At 50.2% G+C, this 22916-nt stretch carries 21 protein-coding genes and 1 pseudogene; 17 read left to right on the top strand and 5 right to left on the bottom strand.

What is annotated here, in order from left to right; translation table 11 throughout:
* The first annotated feature begins 252 nt into the window (after positions 1–252).
* The 7 genes from cmr1 to csx2 all read left to right on the top strand — a co-directional run bounded on the left by cmr1 (position 253) and on the right by csx2 (position 7791).
* Positions 253–1380 carry a type III-B CRISPR module RAMP protein Cmr1 gene (gene cmr1 / locus BM063_RS00210; RefSeq protein WP_177198895.1) on the top strand — a complete coding sequence of 376 codons (1128 nt, stop codon included), beginning with the start codon at positions 253–255 and terminating at the stop codon, positions 1378–1380.
* Positions 1377–3284 (top strand): type III-B CRISPR-associated protein Cas10/Cmr2, encoded by a 1908-nt coding sequence (cas10, locus tag BM063_RS00205; protein WP_092035313.1) that lies wholly within the window; start codon positions 1377–1379, stop codon positions 3282–3284. Before cmr1 ends, cas10 begins: the two co-directional genes overlap by 4 nt.
* Positions 3281–4393, top strand: a complete 1113-nt coding sequence (locus BM063_RS00200; protein ID WP_177198894.1) for a type III-B CRISPR module-associated Cmr3 family protein — start codon at positions 3281–3283, stop codon at positions 4391–4393. Before cas10 ends, BM063_RS00200 begins: the two co-directional genes overlap by 4 nt.
* Positions 4390–5214 carry a type III-B CRISPR module RAMP protein Cmr4 gene (gene cmr4 / locus BM063_RS00195; RefSeq protein ID WP_092035311.1) on the top strand — a complete coding sequence of 275 codons (825 nt, stop codon included), beginning with the start codon at positions 4390–4392 and terminating at the stop codon, positions 5212–5214. Before BM063_RS00200 ends, cmr4 begins: the two co-directional genes overlap by 4 nt.
* A gap of 13 nt (positions 5215–5227) precedes the next feature.
* Positions 5228–5659, top strand: a complete 432-nt coding sequence (gene cmr5, locus BM063_RS00190) for a type III-B CRISPR module-associated protein Cmr5 (RefSeq protein WP_092035310.1) — start codon at positions 5228–5230, stop codon at positions 5657–5659.
* A complete protein-coding gene (gene cmr6 / locus BM063_RS00185; protein WP_092035309.1) occupies positions 5628–6434 on the top strand; it encodes a type III-B CRISPR module RAMP protein Cmr6 in 807 nt (268 codons plus the stop codon). The genes cmr5 and cmr6 overlap by 32 nt, the downstream gene beginning before the upstream one ends.
* Before the next feature lie 121 nt (positions 6435–6555).
* Complete coding sequence (gene csx2 / locus BM063_RS00180) at positions 6556–7791, top strand: TIGR02221 family CRISPR-associated protein (protein ID WP_092035308.1); 1236 nt, start codon at positions 6556–6558, stop codon at positions 7789–7791.
* Between the two features lie 195 nt (positions 7792–7986).
* On the opposite strand, the gene sigK is transcribed toward csx2, so the two are convergent.
* Positions 7987–8694: an RNA polymerase sporulation sigma factor SigK gene (sigK, locus tag BM063_RS00175; protein ID WP_092035307.1), complete on the bottom strand. Its 708-nt coding sequence runs from the start codon at positions 8692–8694 to the stop codon at positions 7987–7989.
* A 291-nt stretch (positions 8695–8985) separates the two neighbouring features.
* Here sigK and BM063_RS17130 point away from each other — a divergent pair, with 291 nt between their 5' ends.
* From BM063_RS17130 to BM063_RS00135, 8 genes are all read left to right on the top strand, one after another.
* Positions 8986–9567, top strand: a complete 582-nt coding sequence (locus BM063_RS17130) for a hypothetical protein (RefSeq protein WP_143085179.1) — start codon at positions 8986–8988, stop codon at positions 9565–9567.
* A 27-nt stretch (positions 9568–9594) separates the two neighbouring features.
* Complete coding sequence (locus BM063_RS00165; RefSeq protein WP_143085178.1) at positions 9595–10020, top strand: hypothetical protein; 426 nt, start codon at positions 9595–9597, stop codon at positions 10018–10020.
* Between the two features lie 580 nt (positions 10021–10600).
* Positions 10601–11401 carry a thermonuclease family protein gene (locus tag BM063_RS00160; RefSeq protein WP_143085177.1) on the top strand — a complete coding sequence of 267 codons (801 nt, stop codon included), beginning with the start codon at positions 10601–10603 and terminating at the stop codon, positions 11399–11401.
* 750 nt (positions 11402–12151) lie between these two features.
* Positions 12152–13441 (top strand): Gfo/Idh/MocA family protein, encoded by a 1290-nt coding sequence (locus tag BM063_RS00155; protein WP_092035303.1) that lies wholly within the window; start codon positions 12152–12154, stop codon positions 13439–13441.
* A gap of 536 nt (positions 13442–13977) precedes the next feature.
* On the top strand, positions 13978–14643 hold the full coding sequence (locus tag BM063_RS00150; protein WP_092035302.1) for a response regulator transcription factor: 666 nt from the start codon (positions 13978–13980) through the stop codon (positions 14641–14643).
* Positions 14640–15980: a HAMP domain-containing sensor histidine kinase gene (locus BM063_RS00145; RefSeq protein ID WP_092035301.1), complete on the top strand. Its 1341-nt coding sequence runs from the start codon at positions 14640–14642 to the stop codon at positions 15978–15980. The genes BM063_RS00150 and BM063_RS00145 overlap by 4 nt, the downstream gene beginning before the upstream one ends.
* A 304-nt stretch (positions 15981–16284) precedes the next feature.
* Positions 16285–16968 carry an ABC transporter ATP-binding protein gene (locus tag BM063_RS00140; RefSeq protein WP_092035440.1) on the top strand — a complete coding sequence of 228 codons (684 nt, stop codon included), beginning with the start codon at positions 16285–16287 and terminating at the stop codon, positions 16966–16968.
* Entirely contained in the window at positions 16965–18947 is a 1983-nt protein-coding gene (locus BM063_RS00135) for an ABC transporter permease (protein WP_092035300.1), read from the top strand. The genes BM063_RS00140 and BM063_RS00135 overlap by 4 nt, the downstream gene beginning before the upstream one ends.
* 172 nt (positions 18948–19119) lie before the next feature.
* Here the strand turns inward: BM063_RS00135 and BM063_RS00130 are convergent, their stop codons facing one another.
* Complete coding sequence (locus tag BM063_RS00130; RefSeq protein WP_092035299.1) at positions 19120–20457, bottom strand: MFS transporter; 1338 nt, start codon at positions 20455–20457, stop codon at positions 19120–19122.
* Between the two features lie 246 nt (positions 20458–20703).
* Positions 20704–21040, bottom strand: a pseudogene (locus BM063_RS00125) (sigma factor-like helix-turn-helix DNA-binding protein); the annotation flags it as partial.
* Between the two features lie 252 nt (positions 21041–21292).
* On the opposite strand from BM063_RS00125, the gene BM063_RS17465 reads away from it, so the two are divergent.
* On the top strand, positions 21293–21457 hold the full coding sequence (locus tag BM063_RS17465) for a hypothetical protein (protein WP_177198892.1): 165 nt from the start codon (positions 21293–21295) through the stop codon (positions 21455–21457).
* Positions 21435–21617 (top strand): hypothetical protein, encoded by a 183-nt coding sequence (locus tag BM063_RS17460; RefSeq protein WP_092035298.1) that lies wholly within the window; start codon positions 21435–21437, stop codon positions 21615–21617. Before BM063_RS17465 ends, BM063_RS17460 begins: the two co-directional genes overlap by 23 nt.
* A 21-nt stretch (positions 21618–21638) precedes the next feature.
* On the opposite strand, the gene BM063_RS00115 is transcribed toward BM063_RS17460, so the two are convergent.
* Positions 21639–22238: a bifunctional transcriptional activator/DNA repair enzyme AdaA gene (locus tag BM063_RS00115; RefSeq protein ID WP_092035297.1), complete on the bottom strand. Its 600-nt coding sequence runs from the start codon at positions 22236–22238 to the stop codon at positions 21639–21641.
* A 12-nt stretch (positions 22239–22250) separates the two neighbouring features.
* Positions 22251–22802 (bottom strand): methylated-DNA--[protein]-cysteine S-methyltransferase, encoded by a 552-nt coding sequence (locus BM063_RS00110; RefSeq protein WP_092035296.1) that lies wholly within the window; start codon positions 22800–22802, stop codon positions 22251–22253.
* Positions 22803–22916 lie beyond the last annotated feature (114 nt).

Raw genomic sequence — 22916 nt, 5'->3', positions numbered from 1 at the left:
ATAAAAGAATGATTCTTCTTACCTTCTTATTCTTTAAGGTCGTTATCGTGTTTTAACTAATAGAGAAAGGTTTTCCGTGTATACATTTTTTTTTCGTTTTGGACTAATGCAGTGATAGAGTTAGTATTTGTAATCAAATTGAGGACTGAAATGGTTCAATACAATTTCAACATTTAATTATCTAACAGAAGGAGATCATTATTTTTATATCGAATACTGCCTTTGTAGGATAAAGGGGTGGGAATGGGGAAAATGTTACGTGTTGATTTTCAAATCGTGACGCCGCTCGTGTTGTCTGGTGCAGATCAAAGAAGAGCGGAACTTCGCTTGCCTTCCGTAAAGGGAATGCTGCGTTATTGGTATCGTGCAGTGGATCCTGGGTACAACCAAAGTAAGATTGGAGATGCCAAAAAAGCGGATGGTCCAACTTGGGAGAGCAGTTTGTTTGGAGGAACGGGTACCGGTGAGGGGCAATCCAGCTTTCTGATGCGGCTTTACTCCGAAAAGCCGTCCGTCCGGAGTTGGAAAAAAAGGATAGATCTTAGCTATTTGGCTTTTTCCTTAGAAGGAAAAACCAGAAAGAATCGAATTGTCCAGGAGCCTCGGGGCTACCTGGAACCGAATAACGTTTTTTCTATTTATTTCTATATGCGTCCCTCAAAAGAAGAAGTAGATCAGTATTGGCGACGACTGGTTGCGGCGATATGGCTTCTGGGGCATGTGGGCGGGTTGGGGTATCGTTCCCGTCGAGGATTTGGTTCGGTGGCTTTGAAGGCTTGGCAAGTTGACAATTCCTTACAAAAAGAGATTACCACAGAAGTGATCCAGCAAGTGACCAGTCAATTGCCCATTGCACACGGATCCGGTAGTGTACACGAGTGGATGGACAGGTTTGAGCGAGGACTTCGGACTTTGAAGGGTGAAAAGGGATGGTTTCCTCGTTTTTCCGCAGTAACTCACACGGTGCTCGATGAATCTGTTTTTCTATTTCACAATAAGGGCTTTTCGAAGTGGGAGGAGGCCCTTGCCTTTGCGGGATCGCAACTGAAAGGCTACCGAAAAGAGATTGACATTCGTAAGCGAACGGTCTTTGGCATGCCCATGTTGGTTCCACAGCGGAAAATCCAGTATACGCCGGAAGAGGTTGAGCGGATGGCTTCCCCTGTCTGGATTCGAGTGGTGGAGGCTGGAGGATGTTATTTTCCGATGTTTTGCATTTACCGTACACCTCCCTTGAAAGCCGTGGAAAAGCCCATAGGCAAACACAAGGGGAATCAATCGCTTAATGGACGGTCCTTCCTCGTACCTTTTAAAGAGGTCCTGGTCGAGTTTCAGAACCATTTGCGACGGAACGGGTTTACGTTGGAGGTGCACGTATGAGAAAACTTCATTTCACCCTCGGACCGGTGCAGAGCTTTGTCGCTCAATCCCGGCGGACCCGCGATCTTTTGGCCGGCTCTTTTCTTCTTTCATATCTTGCGGGGCACGCTATGGTAGCAGTGATCCAGGGAGGCGGGCGCATTCAGTTCCCCCAAGTGCATGGTGAGGGAGCGGAGCAGGTGAAGGATGAATTGCTCCAAGCTATTCTTGAAAGCTTGAAAGGCCTGCCGACAAAGGGCCCATGGAAAGGATCGTTACCCAACCGCTTTCAGGCGAAGGTACCGGAAAACTTTGATCCCAATGCGTGTGTCGAAGCTGTCCATAAAGCTTGGGGCAAGGTAGCCGATGCGGTTTGGAGACATGTGGTGGAGAAGGCGGAACTTTACGGATGTAAAACTCGAGAGATATGGAACCGGCAGGTGGGAAAATTCTGGGATATCGCCTGGGTGTTGGATCAAGGGGATTTAGATAACGGCGACCTGCTTGATCGCCGGAAAAATTGGCGGAGTTATGTACCAACGGTCGAGCCCGGCGATAAATGTACACTGATCGGTCATTTGCAGGAGCTTTCAGGATGGCTTCGGATACGGGAGCGAACGAAGCAGGAAAAGTTCTGGTCCGTGGTGCGCGAGGCGGCGGGGGGACTGGATCTCCAAGAAAACGAACGGCTCAGTGCCGTTGGGCTGATTAAGCGCTTGTTTCCCCGATTTGCCGAGGAGTCGATTGGGTGGAAATTTCCTGAAACAGCTATCCATTTCCCCTCGACATCCTATATGTCCGCTTTGCCGTGGATAAACAGGGCGATTCGGGAGGAACCGAAGAAAGCGTTGGCATTGGTTGAGGCGGCTCAGTCTACGCGGACAATTAAAAAAGTGGGAAATGGAGAGCGCTTTCCACTGTTGAAAGAAGCGGTATCAGGACAAGATTCGTTAAAGGATTTTGCTTGCTTGGATGCCTCTTGTTTTTTCCGGTCCAATTTAGAAAATGAAAATTTCTGGAATGAAGCGGATGACCAGGAGAAAAGAGAGGCCGTAAAAAAAGCTTTGTTCGAACTAACCGAAGCTTTAAAGGAGAGTCCCCGCCCCTATTACGCTCTTCTCCTCATGGACGGGGATCGGCTGGGGAAGTTGCTGCGGGAAATCGGCGGAGAGAGGGTAAGTCAAGCGCTGGCTCAGTTTACTAAAAAAGTTGACCGGATCATTACTGATCACAACGGCGCGCCAATTTATGTCGGTGGAGATGATGTTCTGGCCCTCCTTCCCTTGGATCATGCGCTGGATGCGGTGGTGGAGGTGCGCAGCGCCTATTTGGAATCCTTTGCAAAGGAAGGTCGGAATTGCGATTCTGCCACCATTTCCGCCGCTATCATCTATGCCCATACCAAGGCGCCTCTCAAAGGAGTGTTGGAACACGCTCATTTTTTGTTGGACAAGGTGGCGAAGGACCAAACCGGTCGGGACAGCCTAGCGGTCTGTGTTTGGAAAGGGGGAGGTCCCACGATTACCTGGTCGGCTCCATGGAAGGTGGTATGCGGGGAAAGCTGGCGAATGACTGGAGACCCCACCGATTTGCAAAGGCTTGTTGAGGAATTTCGAAGCATGGCTTATTCCGGAAGTTTCTTCTACAAGTTAAAAGAACAGTTTGAGGTGATCGGTTCAAACCATGCAGAGGAGGATTTGGTTGAATTTCTGACTAAGCTGATTACCGCCGATTACCTCCGTATTTTGGAGGATCGACAAACCCTCAATGTTGGGACAGCCGAGATGCGCATCCGTCGATTGGTGGAGTTTTGTCTGTGCAATCGAAGGGATGAGCATGGAGGCATTGAGCTGGAATTACCGTTCCGGGCGGATGCAGCATTGTTGATACGTTTTCTCGGGCAGAGGGGAGGAGAGGAGGCGTGAAAACGGTCTGGACTTTTCGAGCATTGGATGCTTTATTTTTTCGGGATGGTACCCCTTTTCACCAAGGGGAAGGGGGATTCGTTCAGCCCAAAGGGACCTTCCCCCCAACGATAATGCCCCTGCAGGGGGCCATTCGTACGGCCCTGGCCCGTTGGCGTGGTTGGGAACCGGGACGGGAAACGGATTGGCCTGCTGAACTTGGCGGACCGGAGGATCTGGGGGATTTGCAGTTGTACGGTCCCTATCTGCAGCTCGGGGAAAGAGTGTTATATCATGCTCCTCTCCTCCTCTTCGGTAAGAAGAAGGAACAGACGTGGGAAATAACCCGCCTTGTCCCCGGGAGTCCGGTTTGTTGCGATCTGGGGAGAGAGATCTGTCTTCCCCGTCTGGTTTTTCCGGTGGAGGGCGGTGATCCCCTTGATGCTTGGTTGACCTGCGAAGGATTGGAAGAAGTGCTATCAAATGGAATTCCGAAGAATTATCAAATTTATTCTCATGATGAGTTATGGAAAGAAGAACGGCGTGTAGGGTTGGAGAGGGAGAGGGACAAGCGGACGGCAAAGGATCATCACTTGTACGGCATTACGATGATCCGCCCAATGCAAAATGTGCGTCTTGTTGTCTGCGTTGACGGAATTCCTGATGACTGGGATCTGCCGGAACGAGCCATTCTTCCCCTGGGTGGAGAAGGTCGGGCAGTGGAAGCGACTATTACGAAGGGTCAAAGTATCAATGGATGGCCAAAGCGACCAGAGATGATGCAAGATGAAGACGGTCTGATTCGGTTTACCGTGACGCTGTTGACCCCGGGGTGGTACGAGGATCCTGAGGCTGTCATCCGCTCTGGTCCGCCTGAGGTGCCCGGGCGTTGTGTGTCGGCTTGTCTTGGCAAAATGATGCAAATTGGTGGTTGGGACATGAGAAATGGATGCCCGCGCCCTCTTTGGCCGGTTTTTCCCCCGGGGAGTACTTGGTTCTACGAGGCTCCGGCTTCTGAACGTCACAGAATCGAAAAATTGCACGGAAAAGTTACCGGTCCACGCTCCCGTTACGGCATGGGACAATTGCTCATTGGTACTTGGAGTGAAAAGGAGGCAAGTGAAGGATGAAAGCGTTAATTATGGGATTGTTGGCGGAAACGTCTCTTCACCCGGGTAGCGGACAGTCGACCGGCGCAATTGATTTGCCGGTATCCCGGGAGGCAGCCACTGGTTATCCTGTGGTGATTGGTTCCAGCTTGAAGGGGGCACTCAGAGAGAAAGTGGAGCAGGAGCGAGGGAGACAGGATCCTTTGGTGGATAAAGCTTTTGGAAAACAATCCAATGCCGGAATGGTGTTGGTGACCGACGCTCGCTTATTGTTGTTGCCAATCCGTTCCTTGAGCGGTCATTTTCGCTGGGTGACCTGCCCTTATATCCTGGAGAGGCTGGAACGGGATTTGGCTCTGATTGGACGACCCTACGATTTTGGTTCTATCGAGGTGGGAAAGGGAGAGGCAGCCTTGGCGCAAATGAATGGATCGGAACTCTTTTTGGAAGAGATTTCTTTCAAGGTAAAGCAGATTGATCAAAGCATTTGGGATCGAATTGTGGATGCTGTCGCTCCCCTCATTCGCCACGAACGGACCCGCCGGAGGCTTGAGCGTCAGTTGGTGATCATCAATGACGATGATTTTTCCCACTTTGCCAAGTTTGGTCTGGCGGTTCAAGCACGCAATCAACTGGACAACGATACAAAGGAGAGCAAAAATCTGTGGTATGAGGAAACTCTGCCGCCGGACACGGTTCTCTATGGTCTTCTGATTTCCCGAACGAACGACGCAAATGTACTGCAAGCGTTGAAGGATCTTTTGGTGAAACACCCTTATCTGCAGGTGGGGGGCAATGAAACGATTGGCCAAGGATGGTGTATTACGTCCATTGAGGAATGAGGAGGGAACGAATATGTCGGATGCGAAGACATTGGATCAGGAGCGGGCGGCGGATTCGTTGAAAAAAGTGAGATGGATCCAAAAAAACTGCTCTGAAGAGGAGCAAGATTCTTATGCTGACTATGTGGAACGTCTTCCCGCCACCATCTTGATCAACGGCCTGGGACAAGCTTTAGCCCAACTCTTGGCGGCGGCGAAAAAGAACGAGCGGGATCCCCATTATCTTTTGTACCGTGATGTACAAGGTTGGTTATGCCGGGATGATTACCGGGCGCCCTACCGAAATGCGTCCGATGTATTGGAAGCGATCACCCAAAACGGCCGGGACAAGTACCTCCAAGCTCAGGCTGAAGCAATGGCTTGGCTGGAGTGGCATAAAAAGTTGGCAGTGGCTTATTTGAAGAAGGCAGGGGATGAAAATGGAAGGCCGGACACCGCTGTATAATGACGGAAGGAGTTTTCCGCATAAAATGCCTGATACCGCTCATACGGGACTTTGGTATGACAAGTTTTGCAACCGATGGAAAGTATATGTAGATAAGAATTCTGAAAAGAATTTTTGGGAACTGGGAAACAGGAAAGCCGATTGGATTCAAACGGTGACGAAAAAACGATGTGGAGACAAGCATTTGATCCAAGAGGCCGTCGAACGAATGGAAGCGTTGGTGAGGGCCCGCTCTGGTCGCCTGATGTATGCTCGGACGGAGGGACGTTTTGTTACTGGTTTGGGACGTTCGCACCCGGTAGAGAATGGATTGGTTTGGCACCCGGTATTGGGAACCCCTTATTTACCCGGAAGTTCGGTAAAGGGAATGGTTCGGGATTGGGCGGAGAAATGGACGGGCGGTTCAGAGATTGATCGCATTTTTGGATCCAAGCACACTGATTCTTCGAAACACATTGGTAGTGTTGTCTTTTTTGACGCTCTTCCCCGGGCTGCTGTGAAATTGGAAATTGACGTGATGACACCTCACTTTGCTCCCTATTATCGGGATCCGAAAAAGCATCCGCCGGTTGAACGGTATGCGCCTATTCCGATTCCTTTTTTGACGGTGTCGGAGGGGCAGTCGTTTGTGTTTGCCGTCGCTCCGAGGAAAAAAGAGGATCAATGCGATGTAGATAAGGTAATGAACTGGTTGAAGGAGGCACTGGAATGGATCGGCGCCGGTGCTAAGACATCGGTAGGATACGGGCGATTTGTCGTCGATGGGGGGGTATGAAGGAAACATCGGTGGGAGGATGGAAACTAGAGCTCTCTTAAAGTTGAAGAGGTTGGCGATTTCGAAGGCCGCTTCTCCCACGACATGGGAGGAATCCGAAATAACTTAAAGGGGGCTTTTCATGCATAAGTTACTTTCTTTTTTAGGTACACGCGATTATACACCGGTGTATTATACACTAAATGGGAAGAGGTCATCTAAGACTTCGTTTTTTCAACGGGCACTATTGGAGTTTATGCGGGATGATTCTCCGGACGAGGTAATAATTTTTCTTACAGACCAAGCACGTAAACAGAATTGGAAAAAACTCAAGGAGGAATTGGAAGAACTAGGGGTGAAATCGAAGGGAGTTCAGATTTCCGGTATTGGACGGGAAGAAGAACTATGGAAGGATTTTGGAAGAATATTAGAATGCTTGGACAATGGGGACGAAATCGACTTTGATATTACCTATTCTTTCCGATATCAGCCGATCATGGCGATGCTTGTCATCCATTTTGCAAGTGTGGTCAAAGATGTACAGATTCGAGGCATTTATTACGGTAATTTCGAGGAGAAAGTGGGCGATGAGGCCCCGGTGCTCAATCTGAGAAATTTTGTTGATATGCAGGAGTGGATCACTAATGTATATGCGTTTGTAGAAAGTGGTCGGGCGGAATCGCTAAGTAAATGGGTGGAAGAAAAGAAAGGTTTGATGAGTCAATCGTCTTTGTCTCCACGAGTAGAGGCAGCGGAAGAGTTAGTGAAAAAGTGGAATCAACTAGCTGAAAATTTACAAACCTGTCGTGGTCCTAAAATATCTCGTTCTGCTAAGGAAGCGCAAATCGCTTTGCAGCAGGTTCGAAAGGAAGAGCCTTATCCGACTTTTGTTCCCTTGTACGCTTTGTTTGATGATTTGGAAAACCAACTCGAAAAAATGGCTATCGGAGACGATATCGAAGCAAACTTGGAAACAGTTCAGTGGTGTATTGATCATGGATTGATCCAACAGGCTTACACCCTTTTAACGGAAGTCGTGATTACAGCATTTTGTTGGGCGGAGGGGCGGAATCCCATAAAAAAGAAAAAAAGAGGTGAAATAACATGGCACATTAATAAGGCGATTGAAGTATTAAAAGGACAAAAATCCTTTGACTGTTTTACACCGAAACAGCAGGATGTAATTCGGCGAATGTTGAAGCATTCAGAGTTATTAATTGCTTATCAACGGATAGCCGACCTACGACACGACATCAACCATGCTGGATGGAGGGAGAATAGCAAAGAAGCTGGCATATTTTTGAAAGGATTAAAGGAAAATTATCTAATTATTGTTAATTATATTCGTCAGCTGCGCCAAGAAGTGAAGCAAGTTTAGAGGTTATTGTACAGAACGATAAAGAATTTAGCATTTGCAATCCTTATAAGAATTATTTGCTGCAGTCGGGTGAACGATAAGGATTTGGGATCACAGTTATGGAGAATAATGGCTGGACAGTCTCTTAGGAAAAAGAACACGACATATCATTGACGAAAAAACCGGGTATTTACCCGGTTTGTCAGTTCATCGCATCTAATTACTTTTCCGTCCCACCCGGTAAAATTCGTGGAAGAGTTTGATCAACGCCCGTTTTTCGATTCGGGACACATAGGAGCGGGAGATGCCCAGTTCCCGGGCGATTTCCCGCTGGGTTTTTTCCTTGCCGCCGTCCAATCCGAAACGGTTGCGGATCACTTCCTGTTCCCGTGGATCGAGGATGTGTAGGTGGTTGTATATTCGATTCTTTTCGATCTTGGTTTGGACCGTTTCAACCACCTCGTCCCGGTCCGTGCCGAGGATATCGATCAGCGTGATTTCATTGCCCTCTTTGTCGGTGCCGATGGGGTCGTGCAGGGACACGTCTTTCCGGGCCTTCTTCAGGGAACGCAGGTGCATGAGAATTTCATTTTCAATGCACCGTGCTGCATAGGTGGCCAGTTTGGTTCCCTTGTCGGGTTGGAAGGACTCGATCGCCTTGATCAGGCCGATGGTTCCGATGGAAATGAGGTCTTCGGTGGATTCTCCGGTGTTCTCAAACTTTTTGACAATATGGGCGACCAGCCGCAGGTTGTGTTCGATGAGGGCATTGCGGGCTTCTCTGTCTCCCTGGGCCATCCGCTTCAGATGCTCTTCCTCTTCTTCCTCGGAGAGGGGTTGTGGGAACGCGTTGTTTTTGATATAGGAGACGAACACGATGATTTCCCGGATCAGCATGGCCAAAGCGGAAAACATTCCGAACAAGAGAATCCCTCCTTGGTCCGTCTCCAATAAAACAGGTATTATCACCTATATGAGGAGGGATTCCGGCGCGTGCCTGTACCCTGAAAAGATCCAGCAATTTTTGTGAAAAAAGGAGGAGCCTTTTTCCTTCGAAGAAACGGGAATGTTTCACCGATTCCCGCTCAAATCGGGAAGTGGCAGAGAGACAGTTTGTCTCATCGGAAATGTTTCCGCCTTCGGGAAATCAGGTCTTCAAAGAACCATCTTCGGTTTACTTGTTCCGGATAAATCAATTAAAACGGATGGCTGTTGATGGCTGAAGTCCTCCGAATGTTTGCAAAGATGGTGCGATGTTTTGGCTCCTTCACCGGGGGTAGCGTCCCTTTGGCCCGGGGCGGGAAAAAGCGAAGAAAAAAGGCAGCCTGTCCGCCCCGTCGGAAAGGGGGAGGAGCACCTTGTTTTCATGAAATGGCGCTGGATTGTCAAACGCTCCCATACAAATGGCGCAGATACAAGAACGTGCCCGGCCGCATCCTTCCGCTCACAGTGATGGTGGAGGTTTGTCAGATCCCGGGGTTCAGCATGGTGAGCCCAAAGGGAGGATCCTGTTCGTCAAGCAGGTGGAAAAACCGGTTTGAAAAAAGGGCAGGCATTATCTCGCTTTCAATCACCTATGGAGCAAAGCCCGGGGGGACAAAAAATAGGTCAATATTGAGGTGGCCGGTTGCGCAGGCCGAGGCGGGAATCGTTGATTCCTTTCTTTCCCATCCCCGCCGGTCCCTTTCACTACCACCCGGGATGGAAAGGGTTAAGGAGACAAGAAGCGATGGCGACCTTTTCACGCCCCTTGGCAAGATGCGAAAAAACTTTAAAATAGAGATCAGTATTATATAAAATTATGAGAAAAAAGGGGTGGAAAAATTGAGTGCCATCGAAGTAGTATTGGCGTTTCATCTGAAAGATGATACACCCTCCGAGGTCGTAGAAGTTCTTGAATACATGATTCATAAAGAAAAGCGAAATCCGGAAGACGAATTTGATCCTCCTTTTAAGCTGCCCGACCATCCATTTTTCCAAAAAGATCCCTATAAACAAGAATGGCTGATGTTTTGCAACATGGATCAAGGAATGTTTGCGAGCATTCCGCATGCGAATATGTATCAATATGGGCCGGGAGATGAATATCGCGTTTCCATCCGAACCAATCTTCCTGTCACCTGGATGGAGAAAGTGGATGATTTCTTGGACTGGCTGAAGCCATACATTTCGGGGGCAGGCGACGGAGATGAGTTTGTAGGCTATTGGAGATTCGAGAATGAAAGTGATCCTGTAATCCTTCGTGTATGAAGAAGCCGTGACCCTGAAAGGTCATCAAATCTGGGCGGGGCGTGTCTTGTCAAGGATGCATAAGCCCAAAAGTTGACCGCCCGCTTTTGATGACGGGTGGAATCGCCCAGTTCCGGCATCGGAACAGCCCATGCCATCGAAGTGCGGCGGTTCGGCTCGGATCGTCCGGGAAAACGTCCGGATAAGTTGAGAAAAAGGCGGGATTCGCCGCACGATCCCCGAACGACGAAATCCACGGGAACGGCACTTTTCCCTGACAAAGCCCTTCATGGAAAACGGATGCACACAAAAGGACAGCCGGTTACATAAGTTTTCGGTTGCCTTTACTTTTGCGGCTTTTTTCCTTGCTCGCGCGCAAGCTGCACCTGATCTTTTCAGGCGAAGCGTAGTTCCCAAATTGGATCATCTTGCGAAAATGGCTGAAAACATCGCAGGTTCCGTTTGGTGTTGAGATTGCCTTGATGAAAAAATGAGGGGGAAAATGCACGACTTTAGGTAGTTGCGGCGTTCCTTCTTCAGGGCCGCTCTCTTTTTTCGGGGATTTGCCGCCGGAAATCCATGGAAAGCGGAGTGGAGAGCCATGAGAAGGTGTTGGATTCTCTTTTTGGTTTTTGTCGTGTTGTCCGCCGGATGTGCGACAAATCCGGAGGCAGGAGGGGCGAATGATGATCTCAGCAACTCGGCGACGGAAAAAACCCAATTGGTGAAGGAGCCCGGGGATGCGGAAGAGGTGGAGTTTGTGGCGCCTGTGGACGGGGACACCGCCAAGGTGAAGATAAAGGGGAAGGTGGAAACCGTCCGCTTCCTTCTTGTAGACACGCCGGAAACCAAACATCCGAAGTGGGGAGAACAGCCGAAGGGAGCGCAGGCAGCCGCATTCACTCAAAAGATGTTGGAGGAAGCGGACCGGATTACTTTGCAGTATGATGTGGAGAAGCGGGACAAGTACCAGCGGGTGCTGGCCTATGTTTTTGCCGACGGTGTGAACGTTCAGGAGGAACTGCTGAAAAGGGGATTGGCCAGGGTGGGGTATGTCTACGACTCCCGCCGTCACCTCGAAGCCTTCAAGGAAGCGGAGAAATTTGCGAGGGAGCGGAGGCTGGGGATTTGGGAATGCGCCGGGTATGTTGCGCGGGATGGGTACAAACCGGAAAAGTGGTGCAAGGGGAATGAAGGCGCGAAGAAGGCGATGCACACCGTGGTGCGTAACGGAAGAACCTATCATGTCCCCTATGATCCCGAAGGCCCGGATCGAGACTGTTCAGACTTTGACTCCCAGAAAGAAGCGCAGGCATTTTATGAAGCCGCAGGGGGACCGGAAAAGGATCCCCACCGCCTGGATCCGGACCGGGATGGCATCGCCTGCGAATCGCTTCCATGAGGAGCCGATTGCGGTCAGTCCATAGATGGCGTTTGAAAATGTCGACGTAAGTGGGAAAAAGATCCCGGAGGTTGGCGACACTCCCGTTTTTGACCGTCTTCGCCGAAACCGATGGGATGCGGAAACGTGATTTTGGAATTGGCAGACCGATTCCTGGATAAGAGATGGACAAGCGGATCACCCTTTTTCTCGGATCGTTTCCCGCCGCGTTTGATAGCGGTTTGCAAAGCATACAGAAAAGTCTTGATTCCGGGGGATCAGTGGAATATGATGAATGATGCAGGAACATGTTACCTGCTCCCCTTTTTTGGTTTTGGTCGGGCCGCCGCAGGCGGCCCGCTTCAATTGATTCGGCCCACTTGCGGGAATGGGGCAAGCCGCCCAAGCCGCAAGCCCCGGTCGGGTTTGTGGGATTTCCGAACGCCATCGGTGAGACCCGGAAGGTGTTCGGAGACACGGGAAAGTGGAGGGGCGTAAATCAAGGGAATCCGCCGGGAGGCATTCCATGGGTTCGTCGATCTGTTCCATAACCTGATGCGGCGTCATCTGTGCGGTGATGGCGGCCCATTCCTCGAGAAAGCCTGTCTATGGGGAACGGGAAGCCCATGCTGGGTTTTCCCGGTTTTTGATGCTAAATTTTTCGGTGGGGTTCCGGGGAAATTCAGGCGCCTAAAGATTTTTTGCCGACAGAAAAATGGGTACTTTGTTTAAAAACTGAAATCGCGGCCGGAAGTGAAGGAGATGGGGACGATGAAAACGTTGTCTGCGGTGGTCATCGGGGCGGGAGACCGGGGGATGCGGGCCTATGCTCCCTATGCCTTGAAATTTCCTCATGAGCTGAAAATTGTGGGCGTTGCGGAGATCAACCCGAAGCGGCGGGAACAATTTCAGAAGATGTACGGCCTTGAAGATGGAGCATGTTTTTCCCGTTGGGAAGATCTGCTGAAACAACCCCGGATGGCGGATATCGCGATCATCTGTACCCAGGACCGGATGCACTACCAGCCGACGGTTCGGGCGCTGGAACAAGGCTATCACGTCTTGTTGGAAAAGCCGATGTCTCCCGATCCCGCGGAATGCATCGCGATGATCCGGAAAGCGAAGGAAAAGGGACGCTTTCTCACGATTTGTCACGTATTGCGTTACACTCCCTTTTGGTCGGCGATCAAGGAGTTGATCGATGAAGGAAAAATCGGGGAAGTCGTTTCCGTCCAGTTGAACGAAAACGTCAACTACCATCATATGGCTCACAGCTTTGTTCGGGGCAATTGGAGAAGAAAGGACACCTCCAGCCCCATGATTCTGGCCAAATCCTGCCATGATATGGATCTTCTTGCGTGGATTGTGGGAGCTCCCTGCCTCCGAATCAGTTCCTTCGGTTCCCTGATGCATTTCAGGGAAGAGCATGCCCCGGCTGGCGCCCCGGACTACTGCCTGGACGGCTGTCCCGCGGAGCACGAATGCCCCTATTGCGCACCGCGTTTTTATTTGGAAGAGGGCAGGGAGGAATGGGCTCCCAAGATCACCGAGGATTTGACGAACGAGGGAATCCTGAAGGCCTTGCGGCGAGGTCCCTATGGGCGGTGTGTCTACCGGAGCGACAACGACGTGGTCGATCATCAGGTGGTCAGCCTGGAGTTTGAAGGCGGCGCCACGGCGGTTTTCAGCATGTGCGGTTTCACCCATGACAACACCCGGACGGTGCAAATCATGGGCACCCGGGGAGAGATTCGGGGAAACCTCATTGAACAGCGTTTTACCGTCTACGACTTCGTAACACAGAACCGGATGGAAGTTCGAGTGAATGCAGCAAATGCTCAACACGGGGGAGGAGATTTAGGGATCATTCGCCAGTTTTTACGGGATTTGCGCCGTCACGACAAGACGGAGAGCCTCACATCCGCCCGGGAGTCGCTCCACAGCCACATGATGGCCTTTGCCGCGGAGGAATCCCGCCTGAACGGCGGACAGGTGGTGGAACTGGAAGCGTTCGTCCGGCGGTTGGAACATCAGATGCCTGAAAGGTTACCGCGGAAATAAAAAAGCCCTACACGGGATTGTTTGCCGGTTCATACCCGGGTCATGAAGCAATTTCCAACGCATATGTCTTTCTCTCTTTCTTGCGAAAGAGGTTAACAAAATCCTTGAATCAGGGGCACCTCATTGCCTGATGTTTGTGCTCGTGCGGTGAACCAAATCGCTTATTCGCAGAAGTCTCTGAGAAAGTTGTGCAGCGTTTCTGATAAAGCTGGTTGTAGTCATCAGGAATTGAAACAGACACAACGGAACAAAAGGTTACCTATGCTTTCGGGCTATCCGGATAAACCTCCCCATTGTGTTGGGGAGGTTTATTCATTTTGACGCAGTGCAGAGCAATGCCAGTTGTTTCAATTCTTTTCCAAGGAAAGCAAAATCTCGGTGTGATACGATTTAGCCGTATATGGTCGAATCCAAAAATCGCGGAAAAATCCGCTCGCCAGCGGGAGAAATCCGAACATAAAAACCCTGAAGCTCTTCAGGGAATATACAGATTGCTGTGTTATCCTTTTTGTTATCTTTTTGGCGGAGGGAAATGGATGACGATTCGAATTTTGCTAGTCGAGGACGATGAGCATATCTGCAACACCGTCAAGGCCTTTTTATCGGAGGCGGGATATAAGGTGGATGCCTGCCTGGACGGCGACGAAGCGTACACCAAGTTTTACGAAAACACCTATCAGCTGGTCATTCTCGACATCATGCTGCCGGGAATGAACGGGCATGAGCTTTTGCGGGAGTTCCGCAAGTTGAGCAATATCCCTATTCTGATGTTGACCGCTCTTTCCGATGACGAGAATCAAATCAAGGCGTTTGACTCGGAAGCGGATGATTATGTGACGAAGCCGTTCAAAATTCAGATTCTGCTGAAACGCGTCGAAGCCCTTCTTCGGCGAAGCGGTGCGTTGGCAAAGGAGATTCGTTGCGGTAAGCTAACGCTTTTTCCGGAAGACTACATGGCGGTTTATGATGACAAAGAGCTTCCCTTGACGCTTAAAGAATATGAAATCCTTTTGCTTTTGGCGCAAAACAGGGGCAGAACACTATCCCATGAAATGATCCTATCCCGAGTGTGGGGCTATGATTTTGATGGTGATGTGAGCATTGTGCATACCCACATCAAAAACCTGCGAGCGAAACTGCCCAACAATCCCATCAAGACCATTCGCGGTGTAGGTTACCGGTGGGAGGAAGAAACGGAATGAAGAGAAGCGGAATCTTTGTCAAGGTATTCATTTACACAATCATATTTTCGATCTTGTTGGTTGGTGTGACGGTAACCATGTTTTTGGCTCGGATTATGACCTACTACTCACATCTTCGCTCACAGGAAATTATCAACACCTATCAGGGCATTGTCATTCAGTCGCGGGGGGAAGATGACATCACCGAAGTGGCGAGGCAGTTCTACGAAAAGAATCAATCCATGCAATTCTACATCAAGGATAAAGACGGACACGTGGTTTACGCGACACCTGAAGCCCACGCATCCGGCATTGAGACCGGCGAACCACCATACAGCAGCTCAATCATGTTGCGTCTGGACAATGACTATTTGCTTTATGCGCTGAAAAATGACATTTTTGAGTTGAATTATGACAAGTGGATTGCAGAAGCGCTTGTAGTGTTGTCCGCCATGTTTGTCGTCTGCGTCATTTGCGCGTTGGTCTTTGCTCGGCAGATGACAAAACCCATCAAACATCTGGCGGATGCCACGAATAAGATGACCAATCTCGAAGAAGTACCGCCCCTGCCGGAGCGCAATGATGAACTCGGCGCTTTAGCCCGTGACGTTTATGCCATGTACAGCAAGCTGAAGGAGACCATTTCCCAATTAGAGAATGAGATTTTGAAAGTGCGTGAGCTGGAGGAAACCCAGCGCTACTTCTTCTCGGCGGCTTCTCATGAATTAAAAACGCCTATCTCGGCCACAAGGGTCTTGCTTGAAGGAATGCTTGAAAATATAGGCGATTACAAAGACCACCCCAAATATCTGCGCGAATGCTTGAAGATGATGGATGCACAGAGCAAAACGATTTCAGAGATCATGGAGATTGTACGTCTGAATGATGGGAAAATTTCGCTTATGTCTGAGAAACTGGACATCCGGCATGCCGTCGCCGAAATGCTGCCCGACTTTCAGACCTTGTGCGAAGCAAACGGCCAGCGCATCGTGACGGACATTCCTGACGGACAAATCTGTCTTGCCGATCCCAAAATGCTCCGGAAGGCGCTGTCCAACGTCATATTGAACGCGGTGCAAAATACGCCCGAAGGAGGAGAGATTCGGATATGGAGCGAAATTGCGGCTGATCAATATCGCCTTTGCATTTTGAACACAGGGGCGAGGATTGACGATGAGATCTTGCCGAAGCTGTTTGATCCGTTCTACCGCGTGGATAAAGCGCGAAGCCGAAAAGGCGGTCGGAGTGGCTTGGGATTGACCATTGTCAAGAAAACATTGGAAGCGATGGATATTGCTTTTGCTTTGGAAAACACCACAGACGGTGTTTTGTTTTGGATGGACTTGCCGCGGGCTTAAGCAGCATAAGAGAGAATACAATTCGTAAATCTGGATGCAACCGCCCATCATTGATTGATTTGACCGACAGGACGATTCCTGCCGGTTTTTTTGTTTGCATGCAGAGAAACTACAGGTTGTCTACAGGAAAAATACAGATTGCTTTGCCATAATCGCAACAGCGGTAAACCAAAACATGCGTTATATTCCCTGCTTTGGCGATGCGGAGAAGCAGAATAAACGCCAGGAGGCAGTAACCCATTGAGCCAACCGGGAACGAGCTTGGAAAGGTATGTTGATAACAAAAAATGGGGAGTGTCAACTAATGACGATTTTACAAGTCAAAGACCTGGTAAAGACGTATGGCAAAGACAACACAACCGTTATGGCTTTGAACGGCGTGAGTTTCAGCGTGGAGAAGGGGGAATTTGTCGCGGTCGTGGGTGCGTCCGGCTCAGGCAAATCAACCCTTATGCATTTAATCGGTGGAGTTGACCGTCCCACGTCCGGCAGCGTCGTAGTTGATGGAGTGGAAATATTCAAGCTGAATGAAAGCGAACTGGCGATTTTTCGCCGCCGAAAAATAGGAATTATCTATCAGTTCTACAATCTCATTCCGACTCTGACTGTGCAAGAAAATATCATGCTGCCGTGTCTATTGGACAATCGCAAGCCGGATCCCGACAAATTGCGGACCATACTTGAAACAATCGGGCTGACGGACAGGGCAAAACACTTGCCGAACGAGCTTTCCGGCGGACAGCAGCAGCGGGTAGCCGTCGGCAGGGCGCTGATCAACAATCCCGCGCTCATCCTCGCCGATGAACCGACGGGCAATCTTGACAGCAAATCGAGCAGAGAGGTTATCGACCTTTTGAAGCGATCCAATCAGCAATACAATCAAACTTTGCTTGTCATCACTCATGATGAAAAAATCGCGCGCCAAGCCGACCGGGTTATCACCATCAGCGATGGACAAATCGTCAGGGATGAGGTGTTGCGCCGATGAAGCTGACCGCAAAATTGGCGTACAGCCAAATCAAAACAAACCGAAACCGCGCCTTTTGGACGCTTGCCGGAATCGTGCTGTCAACGGCGATGTTAACCGCCGTTTTCGGTTTTGCGTCCAGCGCCGACTTGATGTTTAAGGAACTGCTGGGCGAGAGTGATTATTACAACTCCATGTATAATGAATTACTTTTGGGTTTAAGCGCTGTTGTCGGTTCTGTAATCATTGCCGCCACCGTTATCGTTGTCTCCAACGCCTTCCGCGTCAGTGCCGGAGAGCGTATCAAGCAGTTCGGCGCACTGAAAAGCGTCGGTGCGACAAAACAGCAAATTGCCGGGATTATCACGCATGAAGGTTTGATACTGGCGACTGTCGGCATCCCCCTGGGAATCGCGTTGGGACTTCTCGTGAATTTTGTCGGCATACAAATTATGGATCATCTCCTTGCAGCAGCGAATAAGAGAAACACGTTCCAAGTCAACTTTGATTTTGTTGTTGCGTGGCAGGCGATCCTTGTTTCGGCGGTGCTATCGTTTGTGACCGTATGGATGTCGGCGTGGCTTCCGGCTCGCAAGGCGGCAAAGATGGCCGCAATCGATGCCATACGGGGAACGGATGAAGTTAAGATTAAGGCGAGGGATGTCCGTGGCGGACGGCTCATTGGCAAGCTGTTCGGTTATGAAGGTACACTTGCTTATAAGTCCCTGAAACGGAGCCGGAGAAATTTCCGGGCGACGGTTGTGTCGCTCACCATGAGCATCATACTGTTTATTGTCGCGGGCTATTTCGGCGAACACTATAAAGAGACCACGCGCTTGTTTTACCCGGTCGTAGATAACGCCAATGTGGTGGGCGAATTTTTGAGACCGGAGAAAGGAACGCTTGGTCATGATGGCGATGAACAGACATACCATACGTTAAATAGCGTTCTTGCGGACGAAGTAACCCAGAAATTTCGCGAGTATCCGAACACGACCGTGTTCGGCGTGGGCGACAATTTGCGGGATGAAGATCACTCGTACAAAACAGTGATTCCGAAAGAGATGCTGACATCTAAAATGAAAGAGTTTCTCGACTCCAATGGTGGTGTCCCTGTCGGGGATGGATATTCGTTCCCGATCACCTTATATGCGATAGACGCTGAGAATTATGCGGAGTTGTGCGAACGCGCGGGTGTTTCGCCCGGCTCAAACATCCTTGTAAATTATGTTCGAATACCGGGCGATAACGGTGACGGGAAAGCCGTATTCACACCCTTTGTATCCTATCCGAAGACGTTGCTCTTAACCAATCAAAAGGACCATTCCGTGGTCGAACTGCCCTTAGAGGGTGCACTTGATCTTCGTGATGTTCCGAATGAGATTGCAGCTACCTATGTAGGCAATATAATGGTGATTGTTCCCCGGCTTGATGCGACGCGCTACACATGGTTTGTGAATGCAGCCGATCCGGAGGGGTTTAAAGGATACGCAACCAAGATATTGCATGAATCGATTGCATTTGAAGGAAGCTCGGAATATATCGATGTGAAAAGCGGGGAAGAAGTTCCTTTTGCAATGCGTGACATAACCCGCTTGATCTTGGTGTTTATATATGGTTTCATCACCATGCTCACACTGATTGGGATGACGAATGTAATCAGTACCATATCCACCAATGTACTCTTCCGCGCCCGGGAATTTGCGGCTTTGCGCAGTGTCGGCATGACGCCGGCAGGACTGAAGCGGATGTTGACCCTTGAAAGCATACTGTGTTCGGTCAAATCTCTCGTCATCGGAGTGCCTCTTGGGATGCTCGGGTCGTATTTGCTATATCGGGCCTTTTCGTCCCCCGTGGAGTTGGATTTTGCGATCCCGTGGTTGCCGATAGTACAGTGTACACTCGGTGTAATTGCCGTAACGTGGATCATTATGCGGTTTTCGCTGTCACGGCTTCGCGATGATAATATCGTTGAAACGATACGCTTGCAATACAGATGAAAATAGAGGGAAAGGCTTAAGTTGAACTATTCTGGCTGGCGACGAGGGTCTCTCGGCAGTTGCACAGGCAAAAGGCGGGAAAGGGTACGGGCGCGGTGGATGCCTGTTGTGGTCATTGTCCCATAAAACGATGATCGGAGACCGGGCATAACGCCCGGTCTTCGCGCCTTACTTACAGTTGATCCGTTCCTGTCTTGGGCTCTGAACCATCAGGAGAATGGACTGCCATATGATCTGTGGGCAGTTTTTTCCGCAGGGTAAGGATCAAAAGCCCTGCTGCCGCCAATGAGAAAGCCAGGTAAAGATAGGCCCAAGTGAAGGTTCCGGTTAGATCTTTTAGAAATCCGACCAAATAAGGGCCGGTCCATCCGCCCAAGTTGCCCACCGAGTTGATCAGACTTACTGCACCTGCCGCGGCGGCTCCCGAGAGGAACGATGTCGGATATGTCCACCAAACCCCCATGCCCACGTACACACCGATGGCAGTGATGCAGACCAGCACGAAACTCAATATCGGGTGGGTGACAACCGATCCCCATCCCATCCCGATGGCGCCAATAAACATGGGGAGCGCCACATGCCATCTCTTTTCCCCTGTGCGGGAAGAGGAGATGCCGTTCACGATGAAGCCGATCAAGGCAAGCGTCATCGGAATAACGATGAGCCATCCAATACTTGCATTGGACCAGCCGGAAACGGATTTCAAAATCGTTGGCATCCAGAACCCGAAACCCCAAAAACCGGTAATCCACATGAAGTATATCAGGCAGAGTTTAAGGACTTCCTTATCCCGCAGGGCTTCCCAAACCGTATAGTTTTTTGCGGAGCTTTTGATTTGATCTTCGCGTTCATATTGTTCAGCCAGGACCTTCTTTTCATCTTCACTCAACCAACGCACATCTTTTGGCCAGTCGGCCAGCCAGAACGGGATGATGAAACCGAAGAGGAACGCGATTCCTCCCTCTATCAGAAACAACATTTGCCATCCTTTTAACCCCATCCATGACAAATCCAATAACATTTCCGCCAAAGGAGACCCGATAATATTTGATACCAACAGCGAAGTCAACATGATGGAAATGGCCGTCGGCCGTTCCCTTACGTTAAACCAGCGAGGGATGACGACGGCATAGCAAACGGGATAGAAACTTGCTTCCGCGGCACCGATCAAAAAGCGGAGTATGTAGAACTGCATCTCGTTTTGGATAAAAGCCATGAGCGCACACGAAAGACCCCAGGTAATCATGATTCGCGCAATCCATTTACGCGGGCTCCATTTATGGGCGATCAGCGTTCCCGGCACCTCAAACAAGACGTAACCCCAGAACAAAATGCCTGCGCCCATGCCGAAAACCTTGGCGGTAAAACCAAGATCTTGGTTCATCGTCAAGGCGGCATAGGCGATGTTGAGCCGGTCGAGATACGCCAAGACGGAACCGATGAAAAGGGGAAGAATAATGTTCACGTATTTTTTGACCAAAGAACCGTTCAATATTCCTGTACCGTTCATGTCTTTGGTCCTCCTTTTTGTGCATCAAGTTTTAGAGACTGACTTTGTGAACCCGGGCAGGTTTGCACATAAAGGGTGACGGGAGACGTGCAGCGACGGGATGCTTTTTAACTTTGATTACTTTACATTTTATTCTGAATATATCATGCGATGAAAAGTATAGGGAGGCTTTTTCTTCCGAGTGGAGAGACATCAAAAAAGGGCAACTCAGTGCCCTGTACCGGTTGTGCCTGTGCTTTGAACGTTCTATTGGCTTTTTCGTCCCACCCGGTAAAATTCGTGAAAAAGCTTGATCAACGCCCGTTTTTCAATCCGCGATACGTAGGAGAGGGAGATGCCCTGTTCCCGTGCGATTTCCCACTGGTTTTTTTCCTTGCCTCCGTCCAGTCCGAAGCGGTTTCGGATCACTTCCTGTTCCCGCGGATCGAGGATGTGCAGGTGGTTGTATATTCGTTTCGACCACCTCGTCCCGGTCCGTGCCGAGGATATCGATCAGCGTGATTTCATTTCCCTCTTTGTGGGTGCCGATGGGGTCGTGCAGCGACACGTCCTTGCGGGCCTTTTTCAGGGAGCGCAGGTGCATAGGCCGGGCATCCGCCCGGCCTTTTTCCAGCCGTCATCCGGTGTGTCCAATGCCTTGAATTCCCGCCCCAAAAAGCATTTGCCCATCCGGCGATTTCCCGATGGGGCATTCCTTCAACCCCTTTTAGAAGGTCTTTTTTCGTCGATGCATTTTGTGCTAAAACTATATGCTAACGGTTATGAAAAAAGGGAAATAAATAATTAGAAATACGGGCCTGGAAACGGAATTCTGCCGGGAGGGGTGGACGACTCCATGGAAATGATCGGGTATTACGTGTTGTTGACCGCCGTGTTTGTCGGAGCCGTCCTGGTATACAGTTTCGCCAGTCTCTTTCGCAAACCGTCCCTCGGGGAGAAAAACAAGAGCGGGGATTTGTCGGGATTGGGCACCTGCCATGGTTCCGCTTCGGAAAAATGAAGGTTACCGGTATGAGGCGGATTTGCCCGCCTTTTTTGTTTGTTCAGCAAAGGTCCTGTTGATTCTGGTCGACCCCAACGAGCCTTTCATGCCGGCGGTCATCACTTTTTCCCAGGCGAAGAATTATGCGATCCATTTGATGAAGGAATGGTTTGACTGAGAAGAAAAGGGCAAACCGGCGTTACCCGGCATCCCTCGGTGAAATGGACTCGGAAGAACCTCCTTCCTTTTTCCTGCGCTTAAACTCCAATGGAGAACAACCCGCCACCTCGCGGAAAATCTTATAAAACCGAGAGGGATTGCTGAAACCGACCGTGTAACAGATGTCCGTGACGTTTTGGTTTCCGCTTAAAAGCAAGCGTTTCGCCTGTTGCACGCGAATTCGTTCGAGGAAGCGCTTGGGGCTGACGCCGGTTTCTTTTTTGAAGAGTCGCTGCAGATGGTGCGGACTGATCCCGATCCGTTTGGACAGACTTTGGAGGGTCCAGGGCCTGTCGAATTCGGTTTCCAGAAGCTTTTTCACTTCCTGAATCCATTCCCGGTTGGGGGCGTAGGTGGATGTTTGCAAATCGGGACGACACCGTTTGCAGGGTTTGTATCCCTTTCGAAGCGCCTCTTCCCGGCTGAAAAAGAACTCCACGTTTTCCCGTTTGGGCGTCTTGGATCGGCAGGAGGGGCGGCAGAAAATCCCCGTTGTCTTCACCGCGTAGTAAAAGAAGCCGTCATAACGCTCGTCGCATCGGATGACCGCCTTCCACAGGGAGTCCGGCCCAATCTTCACTTACAACCCTCCTTATTTAAATGAGCGGTTTTCCTCTTCTTGGCCTGGGGACCAGCCGATGGATCGTTTCACAGGGGTCCAGTCCCCCCTCCAGTTCCAGCAGCCGCTTTTCTGCGGCCGGACCGCCCAAGTAACCTCCCAGCCCCCCCTTGCGCCGACGACGCGGTGGCAAGGGATGATCAAGGGAACGGGATTGGTTCCGACCGCCCCGCCCACAGCCCGGGAAAGGCGGAGATCCCCCAGAGCTTTGGCAATGCTTCCATAGGTTTCGGTTTGACCGTAGGGAATCTTTCGGATTTCGTTCCACACCCGGAGCTGAAACCGGGTTCCCCGCAAATGGACGGGGACATCGCAAACTTTTCGTTTTCCCTGAAGATATTCCTCCAATTGTCGAAGGATCGTTGCCGATTTGGCCGGATCCCACTCGATCCGAAAGTGGGGAAAAAGCTTCTGCAGACGGGATAAGACCCGATCGGGATCAAATCCCGCCGAGTACACTGTTTTCCCGTCGGACGCCAGGCAGATCCGCCGCTCCCATTCATAGACGGCCAGGTACAGTTTCATCACCGCATTCCTCCGATATCTGGGATGTAATTTATAGATATCACGGACAGGGGAATGATTCGTCCGATTTTTTTGCGAAGTAATTTTGGAGCGGCTCCGGGGATTTCCCGGTTT

This window comes from Planifilum fulgidum (assembly GCF_900113175.1).
Classification (GTDB): domain Bacteria; phylum Bacillota; class Bacilli; order Thermoactinomycetales; family DSM-44946; genus Planifilum; species Planifilum fulgidum.
Note: the sequence above shows the minus strand (reverse complement) of the source record. Positions and strands in the feature narration are given on the sequence as shown.